The organism is Streptomyces sp. S186, assembly GCF_051603415.1.
GTDB lineage: Bacteria > Actinomycetota > Actinomycetes > Streptomycetales > Streptomycetaceae > Streptomyces.
The window spans coordinates 5,414,576-5,432,382 of the sequence record NZ_CP193932.1 but is presented as its reverse complement, the minus strand read 5'-3'; the positions used below and the strand labels follow the sequence as shown (position 1 = coordinate 5,432,382).

General features: G+C 71.9%; 13 protein-coding genes. 7 read left to right on the top strand and 6 right to left on the bottom strand.

The window, feature by feature from the left end:
• Positions 1–71: 71 nt before the first annotated feature.
• Positions 72–671, bottom strand: coding sequence for a biotin transporter BioY (locus tag ACRAS8_RS23400; protein WP_438487959.1), 600 nt, complete (start codon positions 669–671; stop codon positions 72–74).
• Positions 672–1,016: 345 nt separating this feature from the next.
• Between ACRAS8_RS23400 and ACRAS8_RS23395 the strand changes: the two genes are divergently transcribed.
• The 3 genes from ACRAS8_RS23395 (at position 1,017) to ACRAS8_RS23385 (ending at position 4,941) form a co-directional block, all read left to right on the top strand.
• Positions 1,017–2,411, top strand: a complete 1,395-nt coding sequence (locus ACRAS8_RS23395) for an amino acid permease (RefSeq protein ID WP_438487958.1) — start codon at positions 1,017–1,019, stop codon at positions 2,409–2,411.
• Between the two features lie 264 nt (positions 2,412–2,675).
• On the top strand, positions 2,676–4,097 hold the full coding sequence (locus ACRAS8_RS23390) for an amino acid permease (protein WP_438487957.1): 1,422 nt from the start codon (positions 2,676–2,678) through the stop codon (positions 4,095–4,097).
• A 202-nt stretch (positions 4,098–4,299) separates the two neighbouring features.
• Positions 4,300–4,941, top strand: coding sequence for a superoxide dismutase (locus tag ACRAS8_RS23385; protein ID WP_438487956.1), 642 nt, complete (start codon positions 4,300–4,302; stop codon positions 4,939–4,941).
• 220 nt (positions 4,942–5,161) lie between these two features.
• On the opposite strand, the gene ACRAS8_RS23380 is transcribed toward ACRAS8_RS23385, so the two are convergent.
• A complete protein-coding gene (locus ACRAS8_RS23380) occupies positions 5,162–5,806 on the bottom strand; it encodes a mycothiol-dependent nitroreductase Rv2466c family protein (protein ID WP_438487955.1) in 645 nt (214 codons plus the stop codon).
• Positions 5,807–5,920: 114 nt separating this feature from the next.
• On the opposite strand from ACRAS8_RS23380, the gene pepN (ACRAS8_RS23375) reads away from it, so the two are divergent.
• The 3 genes from pepN (ACRAS8_RS23375) (at position 5,921) to ACRAS8_RS23365 (ending at position 10,921) form a co-directional block, all read left to right on the top strand.
• Positions 5,921–8,509 carry an aminopeptidase N gene (pepN, locus tag ACRAS8_RS23375; RefSeq protein ID WP_438487954.1) on the top strand — a complete coding sequence of 863 codons (2,589 nt, stop codon included), beginning with the start codon at positions 5,921–5,923 and terminating at the stop codon, positions 8,507–8,509.
• 124 nt (positions 8,510–8,633) lie between these two features.
• The gene (locus tag ACRAS8_RS23370; RefSeq protein ID WP_438487953.1) at positions 8,634–9,659 is read left to right on the top strand and encodes a hypothetical protein; all 1,026 of its coding nucleotides are present in this window, start codon (positions 8,634–8,636) and stop codon (positions 9,657–9,659) included.
• Between the two features lie 230 nt (positions 9,660–9,889).
• Positions 9,890–10,921, top strand: a complete 1,032-nt coding sequence (locus tag ACRAS8_RS23365; protein WP_438487952.1) for an aspartate-semialdehyde dehydrogenase — start codon at positions 9,890–9,892, stop codon at positions 10,919–10,921.
• Positions 10,922–11,031: 110 nt separating this feature from the next.
• Here the strand turns inward: ACRAS8_RS23365 and ACRAS8_RS23360 are convergent, their stop codons facing one another.
• Positions 11,032–11,625, bottom strand: coding sequence for a Uma2 family endonuclease (locus ACRAS8_RS23360; RefSeq protein WP_438487951.1), 594 nt, complete (start codon positions 11,623–11,625; stop codon positions 11,032–11,034).
• A gap of 150 nt (positions 11,626–11,775) precedes the next feature.
• On the opposite strand from ACRAS8_RS23360, the gene pepN (ACRAS8_RS23355) reads away from it, so the two are divergent.
• Positions 11,776–14,349 (top strand): aminopeptidase N, encoded by a 2,574-nt coding sequence (gene pepN / locus ACRAS8_RS23355; RefSeq protein WP_438487950.1) that lies wholly within the window; start codon positions 11,776–11,778, stop codon positions 14,347–14,349.
• 82 nt (positions 14,350–14,431) lie between these two features.
• On the opposite strand, the gene alc is transcribed toward pepN (ACRAS8_RS23355), so the two are convergent.
• From alc to ACRAS8_RS23340, 3 genes are all read right to left on the bottom strand, one after another.
• Positions 14,432–15,577 (bottom strand): allantoicase, encoded by a 1,146-nt coding sequence (gene alc / locus ACRAS8_RS23350; RefSeq protein WP_438487949.1) that lies wholly within the window; start codon positions 15,575–15,577, stop codon positions 14,432–14,434.
• 148 nt (positions 15,578–15,725) lie between these two features.
• Positions 15,726–16,676: a LysR family transcriptional regulator gene (locus ACRAS8_RS23345; protein ID WP_438487948.1), complete on the bottom strand. Its 951-nt coding sequence runs from the start codon at positions 16,674–16,676 to the stop codon at positions 15,726–15,728.
• 88 nt (positions 16,677–16,764) lie between these two features.
• Entirely contained in the window at positions 16,765–17,742 is a 978-nt protein-coding gene (locus tag ACRAS8_RS23340; RefSeq protein ID WP_438487947.1) for an acyl-ACP desaturase, read from the bottom strand.
• Positions 17,743–17,807: the final 65 nt, after the last annotated feature.

Sequence of the window (17,807 nt, the reverse complement as noted above, 5' to 3'; positions counted from 1 at the left end):
GACCGCCCTGGACGGCGGACGGGGCCCGCACCCTCGGTGGGTGCGGGCCCCGTCGGCGTCGGTGCGGGGCGTCAGCCGCGGCGCCAGGCCAGCTTCCAGGCGGTGGGCAGTGCGCCCATCGCCAGGGCGATCTTGAGGGCGTCGCCGATCAGGAACGGCACCATGCCGGCGGCGACGGCCTGGCCGAAGGACATCCCCGTGCTGAGCGCGAGGTAGGGGACGCCGACGGCGTAGATCACGGCGTTGCCGGCGGCCATCGTGGCGGCGGTGCGCAGCGCCCCGCGGTCGCCGCCGCGGCGGGCCAGCGCGCCCGCGGCGGTGGCGGCGAGCAGCATGCCGAGGACGTAGCCGAAGGTGGCGCCGCCGGCACCCGAGGCGCCGCCTGCGAACCACGGCACGCCGGCGATGCCCGCCACGGCGTAGAGCGCCAGCGACAGCAGGCCGCGGCGGGCGCCGAGCGAGGCGCCCACGAGGAGGGCGGCGAAGGTCTGGCCGGTGACCGGGACCGGGGAGCCGGGGACCGGGACCGCGATCTGGGCCGCGAGGCCGGTGATCACGGCGCCGCCGGCGACCAGCGCGGCGTCGCGGACGCGGGCGCGGGTGGCGGTGGCGGCCGGCAGCAGGTCGGCGAGAACGGCTCCGGGCCGGAGGGCGGGGGCGGCTGTGCTCATCAGGGGACTCCGCGGGTGTGAGGGGACCGTCCGGGGCGGACCGGTCCGGCGGGACGTGATGACGTTAGTTCAGAGGGGCGGCGGCGATCACGCGCGGGCGGTGACAAAGCCGTACCGGCCCGCTTGGGGAGTTCCGGACAACCGCCAGAATGCCGGAGCCCGCCGGGGCCCGGGGCGTCTTCGCAGGTCACGTGATGCTCGTCACGGAGGGGGCGGCGGCGCGGGGCCGTTTTTGTGGTAGCCGGGCCCGGCCGGGGACACTGGGACGGCTCCGCGGCCAGCTGTGGAGTTTCCCCAACCCGGGCGGCGATCCCGCCCTTGCGCCCCTTGCGAGAGTACGAGCCGATGCACGACGCACTGCCGCCCGTGGCCGAGACGGCCGAGAAAGAGCCGCTGTCCGCGGGGCTCAAGCAGCGCCATCTGACGATGCTGGGGCTGGGCGGGGTGATCGGGGCGGGGCTGTTCGTGGGCTCCGGCGCGGGCATCGCGGTGGCCGGGCCGGGGATCGTGCTGTCCTATCTGATCGCCGGGGCGCTGGCGATGCTGATCATGCGGATGCTCGGGGAGATGTCGGCGGCGATGCCGGCGTCGGGAGCGTTCTCGGTGCACGCGGAGCGGGCGCTGGGGCGCTGGGCCGGGTTCAGCGTGGGGTGGCTGTACTGGTTCCTGCTGGTGGTGGTGCTGGCGGTGGAGGCCACCGGGGCGGCGCAGATCGCACACGGCTGGGTGCCGGCGGTGCCGCAGTGGGGCTGGGTGCTGGTCTTCATGCTCGTCTTCACCACCGCCAATCTGGCCGCGGTGAAGAACTTCGGCGAGTTCGAGTTCTGGTTCGCGACGCTGAAGGTCACCGCGATCGTGCTGTTCCTGGCGCTGACGCTGCTGGCGGTCTTCGGCGTACTGCCGGACACCGCACCGGTCGGGCTGACCAACCTCACCGGGCAGGGCGGCTTCCTGCCGCACGGCTGGTCCGGGGTGGTCTCCGGGGTGCTGGCCGTGGTGTTCGCCTTCGGCGGGCTGGAGGTGGTCACCATCGCGGCCGCCGAGTCGGACGATCCGGCGCGGGCGGTGGGCCGGGCGGTGCGCAGCGCGGTGTGGCGGATCCTCTTCTTCTACGTGGGCTCGATGCTGGTGATCGTCACCGTGCTGCCCTGGTCGTCGATGCGGCCGGGGAAGAGCCCGTACGTCATGGTGCTGGACCACATCGGGGTGCCGGGCGCCGGGCAGATCATGAACATCGTGGTGTTCGTGGCGCTGCTGTCGGCGCTGAACGCCAATCTCTACGGCGCGTCGCGGATGGTGTTCTCGCTGGCCGAGCGCGGGGAGGCGCCGCGCGGGCTGCTGAAGGTGTCGGGTGGAGGGGTGCCGCGCCGGGCGGTGCTGGCCTCCGTGGCGTTCGGCTTCGTCTCGGTGCTGCTGAATCTGAAGTGGCCGGATTCGGTCTTCCTGTACTTGCTCAACTCGGTCGGTGCGGTGCTGCTGTTCGTCTGGGGGCTGATCGCCGTCTCCCAGCTGCGGCTGCGGCCCCGGATCGAACGGGAGGTGCCGGAGCGGCTGGTGCTGCGGATGTGGGCGTTCCCCTATCTGACGTGGCTGGCGCTGGCGGCGATGGGTGCGGTGATCGTGCTGATGCTGACCGACGACGCGGCCCGGCCGCAGCTGCTGTGGTCGGCCGGGGCGACCGCGGCGGTGCTGGTGGTGGCGGGTGCGCGGGAGTTGCGGGCGCGCCGGGCGCGGCGCTGAGGGCCGCCGGCCGGGACCGTTTCCCGGCCTGTCCGGCCGCCTCTGAGACCGACCTCACATTTGTCGCATTCGACGATGTATCAGGCACGCTCGGTCACGATCGCGTCTGAATACCGAACAATCGCTGCACGACTGTTGCCCTGAGCGGACAGGCACGCTCAGACTGAGCCAGCTTTGCCGAGGACCCCGGAAATGAGCCGTCCGCGGCCCCGGGAGAACGCAGTATCGCCCCGCCCGCATCTCACTTACTGGGACAGGTACGACATGAATCGGACACCCTCGTCCGCCGGATCTGCCGGTACGCGGTCCGCCGCGGCCCCGGGCACCGGCCAGGACGGCGGCGCGCTGTCGCACGGCCTCAAGCAGCGCCACCTCTCGATGATCGCCCTCGGCGGCGTGATCGGCGCGGGTCTGTTCGTCGGCTCGCGCGAGGGCATCGCGGCGGCCGGCCCGTCGATCGTGCTGGCGTACGCGGTCTCCGGCGCGCTGGTCATGCTGATCATGCGGATGCTCGGCGAGATGTCCGCGGCCCGGCCGGCCTCCGGCTCCTTCTCCGTGCACGCCGAGCGCTCCATCGGCTCCTGGGCCGGCTTCACCGTGGGCTGGATGTTCACCGCGCTGCTGTGCGTGGCGGTGGCGGTCGAGGCGCTGGGCGCCGCGGACGTGCTGCACCAGTGGTTCCCGTCCACCCAGCCGTGGATGTGGGTGCTGCTGATCATGGTGGTCTTCACCGGCACCAACCTCACCGCGGTCGGCAACTTCGGTGAGTTCGAGTTCTGGTTCGCGGCGCTGAAGGTCGCCGCGATCGTCCTCTTCCTGGTCCTGGGCCTGCTGGCCATCTTCGGCCTGCTGCCCGGCACTTCGGCGCCCGGCGCCAGCCATCTGACCGGCGACGGCGGCTTCCTGCCCAAGGGCGTGGACGGCCTGATGGTCGGCCTGCTGGCGTCGGTGTTCGCGTACGGCGGTCTGGAGACGGTGACCATCGCGGCCGCCGAGTCCAAGGACCCGGCCCGCGGCGTGGCCCGCGCGGTGCGCACCGCGATGTGGCGGATCGCCCTCTTCTACGTCGGCTCGATGGCGGTCATCGTCACCGTCATCCCCTGGAGCGCGCCGTCCATCGCCAAGAGCGGCCCGTACGTGGCGGTGCTGGACTACCTCAAGATCCCGGCGGCCGGCCAGATCATGAACGTGGTCATCCTGGTCGCGCTGCTCTCGGCGGTGAACGCCAACATCTACGGCGCCTCCCGGATGGCCTACTCGCTGATCGCCCGCGGCCAGGGCCCGGCCTTCTTCGGCAAGGTCGGCGGCGGGGTGCCGCGGCGGACGGTGCTGCTGTGCGCCGCGTTCGGCTTCCTCGCGGTGGTGCTGAGCTTCGTGTGGCCGACCACGGTCTTCCAGTGGCTGCTGAACATGGTCGGCGCCGCCGTCCTGGTGGTCTGGGGCTTCATCGCCGCCGCCCAGCTGCGCACCCGGCGGCAGCTGGAGCGCGAGGCGCCCGAGAAGCTGATCGTGAAGATGTGGGCCTTCCCCTACCTCACGTGGGTGGCGCTGGCCGGGATCGCCGCGGTGCTGGTGCTGATGCTGCGGGACGACAGCCAGCGGATCCAGCTGTTCTTCACCGCGGGCTTCGGCGTGGTGCTGACCGTCGTCGGGCTCGTCCGGCAGCGGGCGCTGAGCAGGCAGTAGGGCCGCGCCCGGGCCGGCGGCGGCCCACCCGGTTCCCCAGGCGGGGCGGGACCTCCATCGGAGGTCCCGCCCCGCCTTACGTCTTTGGGACCAGGTCGCCCGCCGGCACGGTCCCATGATCCATCCTGCTGATAGCGTGCTCTTGCACATTGATTGCAATTACGGAACTACGGCGATATCGCAGCTTGGAGGCGGGGTCGGCATGGCGACCTACACACTTCCGGAACTCCCGTACGACTACTCGGCGCTGGCGCCCGTGATCAGCCCCGAGATCATCGAGCTGCACCACGACAAGCACCACGCGGCCTACGTGAAGGGCGCCAACGACACCCTTGAGCAGCTCGCCGAGGCACGCGACAAGGACCAGTGGGGCAGCATCAACGGCCTGGAGAAGAACCTCGCGTTCCACCTCTCCGGCCACATCCTGCACAGCATCTACTGGCACAACATGACCGGCGACGGCGGCGGCGAGCCGCTGGAGAAGGACGGCGTGGGCGAGCTCGCCGACGCCCTCGCCGAGAGCTTCGGCTCCTTCGCCAAGTTCAAGGCCCAGCTGACCAAGGCGTCCGCCACCACCCAGGGCTCCGGCTGGGGCGTCCTGGCCTACGAGCCGGTGACCGGCCGCCTCATCGTCGAGCAGATCTACGACCACCAGGGCAACGTCGGCCAGGGCTCCGTGCCGATCCTGGTCTTCGACGCCTGGGAGCACGCCTTCTACCTGCAGTACAAGAACCAGAAGGTGGACTTCATCGAGGCCATGTGGCGCGTCGTCAACTGGCAGGACGTGGCCAAGCGGTACGCGGCCGCCAAGGAGCGCGCGAACAACCTGCTGCTGGCGCCGTGAGGCGGTAGCAGCCGAGGCGGCCTGCCTCGTGATCGTCTTCTCAGCCTTCGCGCGGGCAGGTGCGTAGAGGGCGGAGCCCCCCGAGGACGTGACTCGTGGGGGCTCCGCCTGTTTGCCGGCTGCACGCCGGTGGTCCGTTTGTGCCCACCCGTTCCAGCAAGGGGGTCCCCCCGCGCCGTTCAGGCGTGGGGGAGGAACGACTGCCCACAAACGGGGGGGGCTAGTCGAACTGCGGCGCCTGCGTCCGCGTCCTCTTGAGCTCGAAGAAGCCGGGGATGGAGGCGACGGCCAGCGTGCCGTCCCAGAGCTGGGCGGCCTGGTCGCCCTTGGGGGCCGGGGTGACGACCGGACCGAAGAACGCGATCTGGTCGCCGTCCGGACCCGGCACCGCGATCACCGGCGTGCCGACCTCCTGGCCGACCAGGTCTATGCCCGCCTTGTGCGAGGCGCGCAGCTCGGCGTCGTAGGTGTCCTTGTCGGCGTACTCGATCAGCTCGGCGGGCAGGCCGGCGTCGGCCAGGGCGGCGGCCATGGACTCGCGGCTGACGCCCTCGCCGGCGTTGTGGATGCGGTTGCCGAGCGCGGTGTAGAGCCTGCCGACGACCTCGTCGCCGTGCAGCTGCTGGGCGGCGGTCACCACGCGGACCGGGCCCCACGACTTGCCGCCCGGGCGCATGTTCTCCGCGTACTCCGGGGGCAGCTCGTCGAGTTTGTTCTCGTTGAGCACGGCCAGGCTCATCACATGCCAGCGCACCTGGACCGGGCGGACCTTCTCCACCTCCAGCATCCAGCGGGAGGTCAGCCACGCCCAGGGGCACAGCGGGTCGAACCAGAAGTCTGCCGGGGTCTTGGCGGTCTCGGACACGAGGTCTCCTCTTGAGAGCTTCAGCGGCGTTGTTCCGTACACGCTTCAACCGACCGCATGCGTGCCATGATTCCCCGTGTTCGATATCCGAGACGAGGGTGAGGGAGGCACACCGTGCCAGGTGAGAATCTGTCCCGGGAAGAGGCACGTGAGCGGGGCCGGCTGCTGACGGTCGACGGTTACGACGTGGCGCTGGACGTCCGCTCAGCGGTCGCCCGGGGCCCCGAGGCGGCCACCTTCCGCTCCCGGACGACGATCCGCTTCCGCTGCGCCGAGCCCGGCGCGGCGAGCTTCGCCGACCTCCTGGCGCCCTCGGTCACCGCGCTCACCCTCAACGGCCGCGCGCTGGACCCGGCCGCGGTCTTCGACGGCACCCGGATCGCGCTGGACGGCCTGGCCGCCGAGAACACCCTCGTCGTCGACGCCCAGTGCGCCTACAGCCGCACCGGCGAGGGCCTGCACCGCTTCGTCGACCCCGAGGACGGCGAGGTCTACCTCTACACCCAGTACGAGCCCGCCGACGCCCGCCGGGTCTTCGCCAACTTCGAACAGCCCGACCTGAAGGCCCCGTTCACCTTCGAGGTGACCGCGCCGGAAGGGTGGGTGGTGCTGAGCAACGGCGCCCAGGAGGGCGACGCCGAGGGCGGCCGGCACCGGTTCGCCACCACCCAGCCCATCTCCACGTACATCACCGCGGTGGTCGCCGGCCCGTACCACTACGTGACGGACACCTACCGCCGCACCTTCGAGGACGGCACCGAGCTGACGGTCCCGCTCGGTGCGCTCTGCCGCAAGGGGCTGGCGCGGCACTTCGACGCGGACGACGTCTTCACCGTCACCAAGCAGGGCCTGGACTTCTTCCACGACCACTTCGACTTCCCGTACCCGTTCGGCAAGTACGACCAGGCGTTCGTGCCGGAGTACAACCTCGGCGCGATGGAGAACCCCGGCTGCGTCACCTTCCGCGAGGAGTTCATCTTCCGCGGCAAGGTCACCGAGGCGTCCTACGAGCGCCGGGCCAACGTCATCCTGCACGAGATGGCGCACATGTGGTTCGGCGACCTGGTCACCATGCACTGGTGGGACGACCTGTGGCTGAAGGAGTCCTACGCGGACTTCATGGGCAGCTTCGCGCAGGTGGGCGCGACCCGCTTCACCGACGGCTGGATCACCTTCGCCAACCGCCGCAAGTCCTGGGCGTACCGGGCCGACCAGCTGCCCTCCACCCACCCGATCACCGCCGACATCCGCGACCTGGAGGACGCCAAGCTCAACTTCGACGGCATCACCTACGCCAAGGGCGCCAGCGTCCTGAAGCAACTGGTGGCGTACGTCGGCCAGGACGCGTTCCTGGAGGGCGCCCGGCGCTACTTCAAGCGGCACGCCTACGGCAACACCCGGCTCGCGGACCTGCTGTCGGTGCTGGAGGAGACCTCCGGCCGGGACCTGGCCGCCTGGTCCCGCGCCTGGCTGGAGACGGCCGGCCTCAACTCCCTGACGCCGCAGGTCACTTACGACGCCGAGGACCGGATCACCGAGCTGGACATCCTCCAGGAGGCGGCGCCCGAGCAGCCGGAACTGCGGCCGCACCGGGTCGCGGTGGGCCTGTACCGGCGTCTGGACGCCGACTCGGCGCTGGTCCGCTACGCCCGCGCCGAGGTGGACGTGACCGGGCCGCGGACGGCGGTGCCGGAGCTGGCCGGGGCCGAGCGGCCGGAGCTGATCCTCGTCAACGACGAGGATCTGACGTACTGCAAGACCCGTTTCGACGAGGGGTCGCTGGCCACCCTGCGGGCCCGGCTCGGCGATCTGGCCGACCCGATGGCGCGGGCGCTGTGCTGGGCGGCGGTGTGGGGGCTGACCCGGGACGGGCTCATGCCGGCCCGGGACTTCCTGGCGCTGGTGCGGCGGTTCGGCGGCGCGGAGACCGTCGTCGGGGTGCTGCAGTCGGTGCTCGGCCAGGCGGAGGCGGCGCTGGAGCACTATGTCGCGCCGGAGTACCGCGAGCGGGCCGCCCGGGAGCTGTCCGAGGGCGCGCTGCGCGAGCTGCGGCTGGCCGAGCCGGGCAGCGGCCACCAGCTCAGCTGGGCCCGGCACTTCGCCGCGGTGGCCACCACCGAAGCCGACCTCCAGCTCCTGCGGGGGCTGCTGGACGGCACCGCGAAGATCGACGGACTGGACGTGGACCAGGAGCTGCGCTGGGCGTTCCTGCTGCCGCTGGCCGCGCACGGCGCCGCCGACGAGGCCGCGATCAACGCCGAACTGGCCCGCGACGACACCGCCTCCGGCAAGCGCCACCAGGTGCGCTGCCTGTCCGCCCGCCCCGCGGCCGAGGTCAAGGCGGCCGCCTGGGCGGACGTGATCGAGTCCGACACCCTGTCCAACGCCCTGGTGGAGGCGACCCTCAGCGGCTTCGCCCAGCCCTCGCAGCGGGAGTTGCTGGCGCCGTACGCGCCGCGCTACTTCACCGCGATCGAGCGGATCTGGCGGGAGCGGTCCATCGAGATCGGGATGTCGGTGGTGCGCGGGCTGTTCCCGTCCTGGCAGGTGGACGGGGCCACTCTGGCGGCCGCGGACGGCTGGCTGGCGGAGCACCCGGAGGCGGCGCCCGCGCTGCGCCGGCTGGTACTGGAGGAGCGGGACGATCTGGCCCGGGCGCTGCGCGCACAGGCTTGTGACGAGGCGGCCGGCCCCAGGCCGTAACCCCGCCCCCGACCTGCCGGTATCGGCCGTCGAACGCCCGTACTTGAGGGCAGGATTGTCCCGCTTGTGCCACAGGCGGGTAACAGCGGTTAGCGGGCGGAGCGGGTCCGGGAATCTGCCCGGCATGAACCACGACACACCGCTCTCCCCGCTCCCCCTCCACCACCTCGCCGACGGCAGCTGCCCGGTGCTGACGACCCATCAGCTCCGGGCGCACGGCGTCCCGCCCGCCGAGATCGCCGAGCGCTGCCGCCCGGGCGGCCCCTGGCAGCAGCTGCTGCCGGGCGTCCACCTGCTCCACCAGGGGCCGCCCACCAGTGAGGAGCGGCTGCACGCCGCGCTCCTCTACGCCCGCCACCGCGGCCCCTCCGTGCCGGCCCAGCCCCGCACCGGGGAGTCCGTCCCGGAACCGATGATCACCGGGCTGGCGGCGCTCGCCCTGCACGGCTTCGCCGCCGCTCCCCCGCTGCTCTCCCTGGACCGCATCGAGGTCCTGGTGAGCCGCACCCGGCGGCTGCGCCCGGCCGGCTTCGCGGGGATCGTCCGCGGCGCGGACCTGCCGCTCCCCGAGCAGGTCACCGGCGTGCCCACCGCCCCCGTCCCGCGCGCGCTGGCCGACGCGGTGGCCGGCCTCACCGACGGCACCACGGTGCGCCGGCTGCTGACCGAGGCGGTGCGCGGCGGGCACTGCGAGGCGGCCGCGGTGGTGCGGGAGCTGAGCCGGGCCCGGCTGCTGACCCGGCCGCACGTGGTGGACGCGGTGGACGCCCTGCTGGCCGAGGGCCGGGCCCTGGCCGAGCAGCGGCTCTACGAGATGGTGCGCGCCTTCCGGCTGCCCGACCCGGTGTGGAACGTCGACCTGCGCCTTCCCGGCGGCCCGTACCTGGGCGTGGTCGACGCGTACTGGCCCGAATACGGGGTGGCCGTGACGCTCGACACCCGCACCCCGCACCCGTCCGGCCACCGCCCCGCCGACCCGCCCCGCGACGAGCAGCGGGAGCGCCTGGAGCGGCTCGGCATCACCCTCGTCCGCTGCCGGCCGCGGACCCTGCGGGAGGCCCCCGAACAGCAGGCGGCGGTGGTCCGCACGGCCCTGATGGCGGCCGTGGACCGGGAGCCCGCCTCCTACGTCGTCGTCCTGCCGCACTGACCGCGCCCACGCCGACGAGACGTGACGCGACATGACGCTACGTGACCGAAGGTGACCATCGGCAACGCTCCGTGGGCAACCACACGCCCCGCATCTCCGTCTATGGGAAGAGACGGGAATCGATTGGACAAGGCGACGGGTCTCACACACATGATGGGAGCGCCACTGAGCAGGTGTTCCGAGAGCACCCGTAGCCCGGCCGGCGGGCCAGGTCAGAAAGAAGGAGTCCCATGAGGATCGGAATCGTCGGAGCGACCGGACAGGTCGGCGGCGTGATGCGGCGCATTCTCGCCGAGCGGAACTTCCCGGTCGAGCAGCTGCGGCTGTTCGCTTCGGCCCGGTCCGCCGGACGGACGCTGCCCTGGCAGGACACCGAGATCACCGTCGAGGACGCGGCCACCGCGGACTACTCCGGCCTGGACATCGTGCTCTTCTCGGCCGGTGGCGCGACCTCCCGGGCGCTGGCGGAGAAGGTCGCCGACGCCGGCCCGGTCGTGATCGACAACTCCTCGGCCTGGCGCCGCGACCCGCAGGTCCCGCTGGTCGTCGCCGAGGTCAACCCGCAGGCCATCACCGACCGGCCCAAGGGCATCATCGCCAACCCGAACTGCACCACCATGGCCGCCATGCCGGTGCTGCGCCCGCTGCACGAGGAGGCCGGACTGGTCTCCCTGGTGGTCGCCACCTACCAGGCGGTCTCCGGCAGCGGCCTGGCCGGCGTCGCCGAGCTGGACGGACAGGCCCGCAAGGTCATCGAGCAGGACGCCACCAAGCTGACGCACGACGGGTCGGCCGTGGAGTTCCCGGCCCCGGACACCTACGTCCGCCCCATCGCCTTCAACGTCCTCCCCATGGCCGGCTCGATCGTCGACGACGGACTGAACGAGACCGACGAGGAGCAGAAGCTCCGCCACGAGAGCCGCAAGATCCTGGACATCCCGGAGCTGAAGGTCTCCGGCACCTGCGTCCGCGTCCCGGTCTTCACCGGCCACTCCCTCCAGGTCAACGCCCGCTTCGCGCGCCCGATCGCGCCCGAGCGCGCCCAGGAGTTGCTGGCCGCCGCCCCCGGCGTGGCGCTCTCCGACGTCCCCACCCCGCTCCAGGCCGCCGGCCAGGACGCCTCCTTCGTGGGCCGGATCCGCCGCGACGAAACCGTCGACAACGGCCTCGCGCTGTTCGTCTCCAACGACAACCTCCGCAAGGGCGCGGCCCTCAACGCCGTCCAGATCGCCGAACTGGTCGCCGCGGAACTGCGCGACTGACCGGACCGCGCCCCGACGCGCGGCGGCCGGTGCCGGTACGGACCAGATCCGTACCGGCACCGGCCGCTGATCTCGAAGCCGGCCGCAGCGTCCTCACGGCATCTTCGTTCTCACGGCGCCTTCGGCGGGTAGAGCAGGAACGCCGACGTGTCGACGGAGAAACCGAAGGGCTCCGGCAGCTGAATCGGCTCGCCGAACCGGAACGGGGCGACCCGGCGGTAGGTCAGCTGCTCCGGATCGGAGTGCAACTCGATGACGCCGTCGTTCGGATCGACGAGCAGGTAGAGCGGGATCCCGTTCATCGCATACCAGAAGCGCTTCTTGACGTAGTCGCTGTCCCGGTCGGAAGAGACCACCTCGACAACCAGGTCGACCCGGTCTACGGGGAGCGGGTTGCGGTTGTCCTGGATCGCCTCGGTGGTGGTGACGGTGAGATCCGGCTTAGGCTCAAAGCCGGACATATCGGAGATGAGCGCTTGTTCAGACAACGCCTCCCAGCCACGTGCGTCGAACTGCGTGGCGGTCTTGATGACGATGCGATTGTGAAACGGTGCGGCCGATGCCTGCATCACGATCTTTCCATCGATGAGCTCGATCTTGAGCTGATCGAGCTCGGGGAGCCCCTCCAGAAAGCGCAGCAGGTCGTGCCCGGTCTTGCCTCGCACGGCGTCCTCGGCAGTGTCGTGATGGGTCAGCAGTGTCATCGCGGCGCCTCCTCTCCTGTCGGCCTCAGCCTGGTGGAAAGCGCCGCCCTGCACAGCACGATAGTCAGCGCCGCCCACGATCGGGTGACACACGCCGTGGAAGGATGGCCCGACGCTGCGACAACCGTTGACTGTGAAGGAGAGGCACGGGTGCCTGGTACGAATCTGACCCGGGAAGAGGCCCAGGAGCGGGCGCGTCTGCTGACCGTGGACGCGTACGAGATCGAGCTGGATCTGAGCGGGGCGCAGGAGGGGGGCACGTTCCGGTCGGTGACGACGGTGCGGTTCGATGCCGCGGAGGAGGGCGCGGGGTCGTTCATCGATCTGGTGGCGCCGAGCGTGCGCGAGGTGGTGCTCAACGGTACGGCGCTCGACGTGGCGGCGGTGTTCGCGGACTCGCGGATCGCGCTGTCCGGGCTGCGGGCCGGGCGCAACGAGCTGAGGGTCGTTGCCGACTGTGCGTACACCAACACCGGTGAGGGGCTGCACCGGTTCGTCGATCCGGTGGACCAACAGGCGTATCTCTACACGCAGTTCGAGGTGCCGGATGCCCGGCGGGTGTTCGCGTCGTTCGAGCAGCCGGATTTGAAGGCGACGTTCCGGTTCACCGTGAAGGCCCCGGCGGGCTGGACGGTGATCTCCAATTCCCCGACGCCGGAGCCGGCGGACAACGTCTGGCGCTTCGAGCCGACGCCGCGGATCTCGACGTACGTCACCGCGTTGATCGCCGGCCCATACCACAGCGTGCACAGCAGCTGGGAGGGCGCGGATGGCCGGTCGGTGCCGCTGGGGATCTACTGCCGGCCGTCGCTGGCCGAGCACCTGGACGCGGACGAGATCTTCGCGGTGACCCGGCAGGGCTTCGACTGGTTCCAGGAGAAGTTCGACTACGCCTACCCGTTCGCCAAGTACGACCAGCTCTTCGTGCCGGAGTTCAACGCCGGCGCCATGGAGAACGCGGGCGCGGTGACCATCCGCGACCAGTACGTCTTCCGCTCGAAGGTGACGGACGCGGCCTACGAGGTGCGTGCCGAGACGATCCTGCACGAGCTGGCGCACATGTGGTTCGGCGACCTGGTCACCATGGAGTGGTGGAACGACCTGTGGCTGAACGAGTCGTTCGCCACCTACACCTCGATCGCCTGCCAGGCGTACGCGCCGGGCAGCAAGTGGCCGCACTCGTGGACCACCTTCGCCAACTCCATGAAGACCTGGGCCTACCGGCAGGACCAGCTGCCGTCCACCCACCCGATCATGGCGGAGATCCGCGACCTGGACGACGTCCTGGTCAACTTCGACGGGATCACCTACGCCAAGGGCGCCAGCGTCCTCAAGCAGCTGGTGGCGTATGTCGGCATGGACGAGTTCTTCACCGGTGTGCAGGCGTACTTCAAGGCGCACGCCTTCGGCAACACCCGGCTGTCGGACCTGCTGGGCGCGCTGGAGGCGACCAGCGGCCGGGACCTGGCGACCTGGTCGAAGAAGTGGCTGGAGACGGCCGGCATCAACGTCCTGCGCCCGGAGATCGAGGTGGCCGGGGACGGCACCGTCACCGCGTTCGCGGTGCGGCAGGAAGCCCCCGCACTGCCCGCCGGGGCGACCGGCGAGCCGGTGCTGCGCCCGCACCGCATCGCGATCGGCTACTACGACCTGACCGACGGCAAGCTGGTCCGCACCGGCGGCATCGAGCTGGACGTGGACGGCGAGCGCACCGAGGTGCCCTTCCCGGAAGGCTTCCGCCGCCCGGACGTGATCCTGCTCAACGACGGCGACCTGTCCTACGCCAAGGTCCGCCTCGACGAGGAGTCGCTGAAGGTCGTCACCGCGCACCTCGGCGACTTCACCGACTCCCTGCCGCGGGCCCTGTGCTGGGCCTCGGCCTGGGACATGACCCGCGACGGCGAACTGCCCACCCGCGACTACCTCGCACTGGTCCTGTCCGGCATCGGCAAGGAATCCGACATCGGCGTCGTGCAGTCGCTGCACCGCCAGGTGAAGCTGGCGCTGGACCTGTACGCGGCGCCCGAGTGGCGCGAGAGCGGCCTGGCGCAGTGGACCGAGGCGGCGCTGGCACATCTGCGGGCGGCCGAGCCGGGCAGCGACCACCAGCTGGCCTGGGCGCGGGCGTTCGCCGCGTCGGCCCGCACCGGCGAGCAGCTGGACCTCCTCGCCGGCCTGCTGGACGGTACCGAGGAGATCCCCGGACTGGCCGTGGACACCGAGCTGCGCTGGACGCTGCTGGAGCGGCTGGCGGCCACCGGCCGGGCCGACGAGCCGGAGATCGCCGCCGAGCTGGAGCGGGACGCGACCTCGGCGGGCGAACGGCACGCGGCGACCGCACGCGCCGCGCGACCCACCGCGGAGGCGAAGGCCGCGGCCTGGGCCTCGGTCGTGGAGTCCGACAAGCTCCCCAACGCCGTCCAGGAAGCGGTGATCGCCGGCTTCGTCCAGCCCGACCAGCGGGAGCTGCTGGCGCCCTACACCGCGAAGTACTTCGAGGCGGTCAAGGGCGTCTGGGACAGCCGCAGCCACGAGATGGCGCAGCAGATCGTGGTGGGCCACTACCCGGCCCTCCAGGTCTCCCAGGAGACCCTGGACGCCACCGACGCGTGGCTGGCCTCCGCCGACCCGAGCCCGGCGCTGCGCCGGCTGGTCACGGAGTCCCGGGCCGGCGTCGAGCGGGCACTGAGGGCCCGCGCGGCGGACGCGGCCGCCGGGGCCTGACCGGCCGCGGCACCACCAAGGGGCGTGCCCCGGAACGGATGTGGTTCCGGGGCACGCCCCTTGTCACGGGTACTGACCCGCGTCAGCCGCTCAACTCGTCGAAGCGGCGGACCAGTTCGGCCCGGCCGGCCTCGGTGAGCTCGCCGTGCACCCGCATACGGGCCAGGCCGCCGTCGGGGTAGACATCCAGGCGGACGTGGGTGGCGGTGACCCGGCGGGGCAGCACGAAGCGGTGCGGGGTGTCGGGCTGGAGCCGGGTCCTGGGCAGGATCTCGAACCACGCGGACGCGTCGTCCGGGTTCCCGTCGCAGCCCGAAAGCCGGGCCCAGCCGGCCGAGTTGCCCTTGAGGTAGGCGGTGTCGATCTCGACGGCGCGGATCTCGCCCTGCGCGGCGAGCCGGAAGCGCACCCAGTCGTTGGTGCCGCGGACCCGGCGGCGGCGGTTCTCCCAGCCGTCGTCCATCTTGCGCGAGAGGTCCGGCCGGATGATCTGGGTGGGCGAGGAGTAGAAGCGGTCCGAGGTGTCCTCGACGGTGCCGCCGTGCATCACCGACGCCAGGTCGAGGGTGCCGAGCACGTCCAGCCACGCGGGGTCGGGGACCACCTCGCCGTGGACCCGGAGGCGGGCTATGCCGCCGTCGGGGTGCTGCTTGAGGCGGAGGTGGGTGAAGCGGCGCTCGGCGGTGACCTCGAAGCCGTTGGCGGCGTGGCCGCGTACGGGGGTGCGGGGGACGATCTCCTCCCACTTCACGTCGTCGGCGAGCAGCTCCTCGGGGCCGGGGCTGCCGGGCAGCGCGGTGGCCTCGACGGTGACCTGCTGCGGGTAGTTGCCGCGGAAGTGGGCGGTGTCGACGACGACGCCGCGGATCACGCCGGGGGCGGCGAGGCGGATCAGCGCCCAGTCGTGCTCGTCCTCGGAGGGGAAGGGGTGGTCGCCGTCGGCGCCCCGGCGGCGCCGGGTCTCCCAGCCGTCCATGATCTTGCCCTTGTGCCCGAAGTGCTCGGGGTCGAAGACCGCCGGGCCCGGCTTCAGCAGGTTCTCCCGCTCGGCGAAGAACTCGTCGTTGGCCGCGATCACACCGGCCCCGAAGCGGCGGTCGGCCAGGTCGACGAGGGCGGTGAAGGGGAAGTCTCCGCCGCGGTAGTCGGCGTACGGATCGCCGCCGGTGTAGGGCTGGGCGTCGTTGGCGTGCGGATCGGTGGCATCGGCGGCCGGGGTGGCGGACATGCGTTTCCCTTCTGCTCCTGTGCGCGGTGCTGGGGACCGGTCCACCGTCGCAGCGGGACACCTCACAGGTCCATCGAAAGTTCGTGAGGAATATCTTCAGCAGGGCTGAAAGGTCCGACGGACTTGAAAGGTCAGTCGGACTGAAAGGTCAGCCGTCGTCGCCGGTGCGGCCCGTGGACGCCTGGGCGGCGGCCGCCTGGCGGAGCGCGGCCAGTACCCGGGCCAGGCCGGGCGCCGCCTCGGAGCCGCGTCGGGCGGCGGCGATCACATGGCGGCGCGGCTGGTCGGCGTGGAGCACCCGCAGTGCCACCCCGCCGCCGTGCCCGGGGGCCCGCAGCCCGCCCGCCCGCGCCATCCGGGGCACCAGCGCCACGCCCATACCGGCCGCGACCATCGCCCAGATCGCGTTCCAGTCGGCGGCGGAGTGCGCCTGTTCCGGGACGAACCCGGCGCTCTCGCAGGCGGCGCGGGTGATCTGCGACCACGGGCCGCTGCTGCCGAAGATCCACGGCTCGCCGGCCAGGTCGGCCAGCCGCAGGCCCGGCTCGGCGGCCAGCGGATGGCCGGCCGGCAGCGCCACGTCCAGCGGGTCGGCGAGCAGCGCGACCCGGCTGAACTTCGGGTCGCGCGGGGTGGGCGCGTGCGCCGCCAGCGACAGCGCCAGATCGACGCTGCCCTCGGCCAGCAGCTCGTACGCGGCCTCCGCCTCGGCCTCCCGTACCGTCACCGCCAGCCCCGGGTGACTGCGGCGCAACTCCTGGACGGCGGGCACCACCAGCGCCGGGATGGCGGTGGAGAACGCCCCGACCCGCACCGTGCCGGCCTCCCCCTGGAGGTAGCCGAGGAGGTCCGCGTCGGCCCGCTCCAGCTGCGCGAAGACCGCCTCGGCGTGCCGCAGCACCAGTTGGGCGGCGCCGGTGAGCCGGACCCGCCGGCCGTGCGCCTCCAGCAGCGTCACGCCGAGGGACCTGGCCAGCCCGGACAGCTGCTGCGAGACCGCCGAGGGCGTCATGTGCAGCGCCTCGGCGGTCGCGGTGACCGTGCCCCGCTCCTGGAGGGTGCGCAGGATGCGGAGCTTCTTGATGTCCCAGTCGGCCATGCGGGCAGCGTACGCACCCGGCGTGGCCGGCTCGTTCACCGTAGGCCGCATTCCTTTCAGGAAACCTGAAAGGAACTCTTCGCCCCGGTCAGCCCTGGGACGCCGCCCGGCGGGCCAGGATCGTGGCCTGTCGCTCGTCGAAGCGGCGGGCCTGCGCGTCCAGGCCGTCCAGGAAGGCGCCCAGCTCCTCCTGGGCGGCGAGCCCCTCGGGGCCCAGGCCGCCGCGCTCCAGCACCTTCAGGTGGCGCAGCACCGGCTGGAGCACCTCGTCGTGGTGGATGCGGAGGTTGTAGATCCCGCCGAGGGCCATCCGGGCGGCGGCCCGCTCGAAGCCGGGCATGCCGTGGCCGGGCATCCGGAAGCCGGTGACCACGTCCCGCACGGCGCACATCGTCCGGTCGGGGGCCAGCTCGAAGGCGGCACCGAGGAGGTTGCGGTAGAAGACCATGTGGAGGTTCTCGTCGGTGGCGATCCGGGCCAGCATCCGGTCGCACACCGGGTCGCCGGAGTGCCGGCCGGTGTTGCGGTGCGAGATCCGGGTGGCCAGCTCCTGGAAGGCGACGTACGCCACCGAGTGCAGCATGCCGTGCGCGTTGTCGGACTCGAAGCCCTCGGACATGTGGGCCATCCGGAACCGCTCCAGCTCGACCGGGTCCACCGCGCGGCTGGTGAGCAGGTAGTCGCGCATGACGATGCCGTGCCGGCCCTCCTCCGCCGTCCAGCGGTGGACCCAGGTGCCCCAGGCGCCGTCCCGGCCGAAGAGGGTGGCGATCTCGTGGTGGTAGCTGGGGAGGTTGTCCTCGGTGAGGAGGTTGACCACCAGCGCGGTGCGGCCGATGGGCGTGACCTTGGACTGGTCGGGGGCCCAGGGCTCGCCGTCCAGCACCCCGTCGAAGTTCCGTCCGTCGCTCCACGGCACGTACTCGTGCGGCATCCACTCCTTGGCGACCTTCAGATGCCGGTTGAGCTCCCGCTCCACGACCTCTTCGAGGGCGTAGAGCAGGCGGGTGTCGGTCCAGGCGGCGTGGCCGCGCGCTCCGTCGAGGCGGTCGGGGGCGATGGTCACGGGAACTCCTGGGGACGACGAACCTACGGGGCCGTAGGTGTGGACTTACGGCCCCGTAGGTTACG

Excerpts from the sequence above, each read along its gene's own strand:
- ACRAS8_RS23400 (WP_438487959.1), bottom strand. The coding sequence starts at position 671 with ATGAGCACAGCCGCCCCCGCCCTCCGGCCCGGAGCCGTTCTCGCCGAC.
- ACRAS8_RS23395 (WP_438487958.1), top strand. The coding sequence starts at position 1,017 with ATGCACGACGCACTGCCGCCCGTGGCCGAGACGGCCGAGAAAGAGCCG.
- ACRAS8_RS23390 (WP_438487957.1), top strand. The coding sequence starts at position 2,676 with ATGAATCGGACACCCTCGTCCGCCGGATCTGCCGGTACGCGGTCCGCC.
- ACRAS8_RS23385 (WP_438487956.1), top strand. The coding sequence starts at position 4,300 with ATGGCGACCTACACACTTCCGGAACTCCCGTACGACTACTCGGCGCTG.
- ACRAS8_RS23370 (WP_438487953.1), top strand. The coding sequence starts at position 8,634 with ATGAACCACGACACACCGCTCTCCCCGCTCCCCCTCCACCACCTCGCC.
- ACRAS8_RS23365 (WP_438487952.1), top strand. The coding sequence starts at position 9,890 with ATGAGGATCGGAATCGTCGGAGCGACCGGACAGGTCGGCGGCGTGATG.
- ACRAS8_RS23360 (WP_438487951.1), bottom strand. The coding sequence starts at position 11,625 with ATGACACTGCTGACCCATCACGACACTGCCGAGGACGCCGTGCGAGGC.
- alc (WP_438487949.1), bottom strand. The coding sequence starts at position 15,577 with ATGTCCGCCACCCCGGCCGCCGATGCCACCGATCCGCACGCCAACGAC.
- ACRAS8_RS23345 (WP_438487948.1), bottom strand. The coding sequence starts at position 16,676 with ATGGCCGACTGGGACATCAAGAAGCTCCGCATCCTGCGCACCCTCCAG.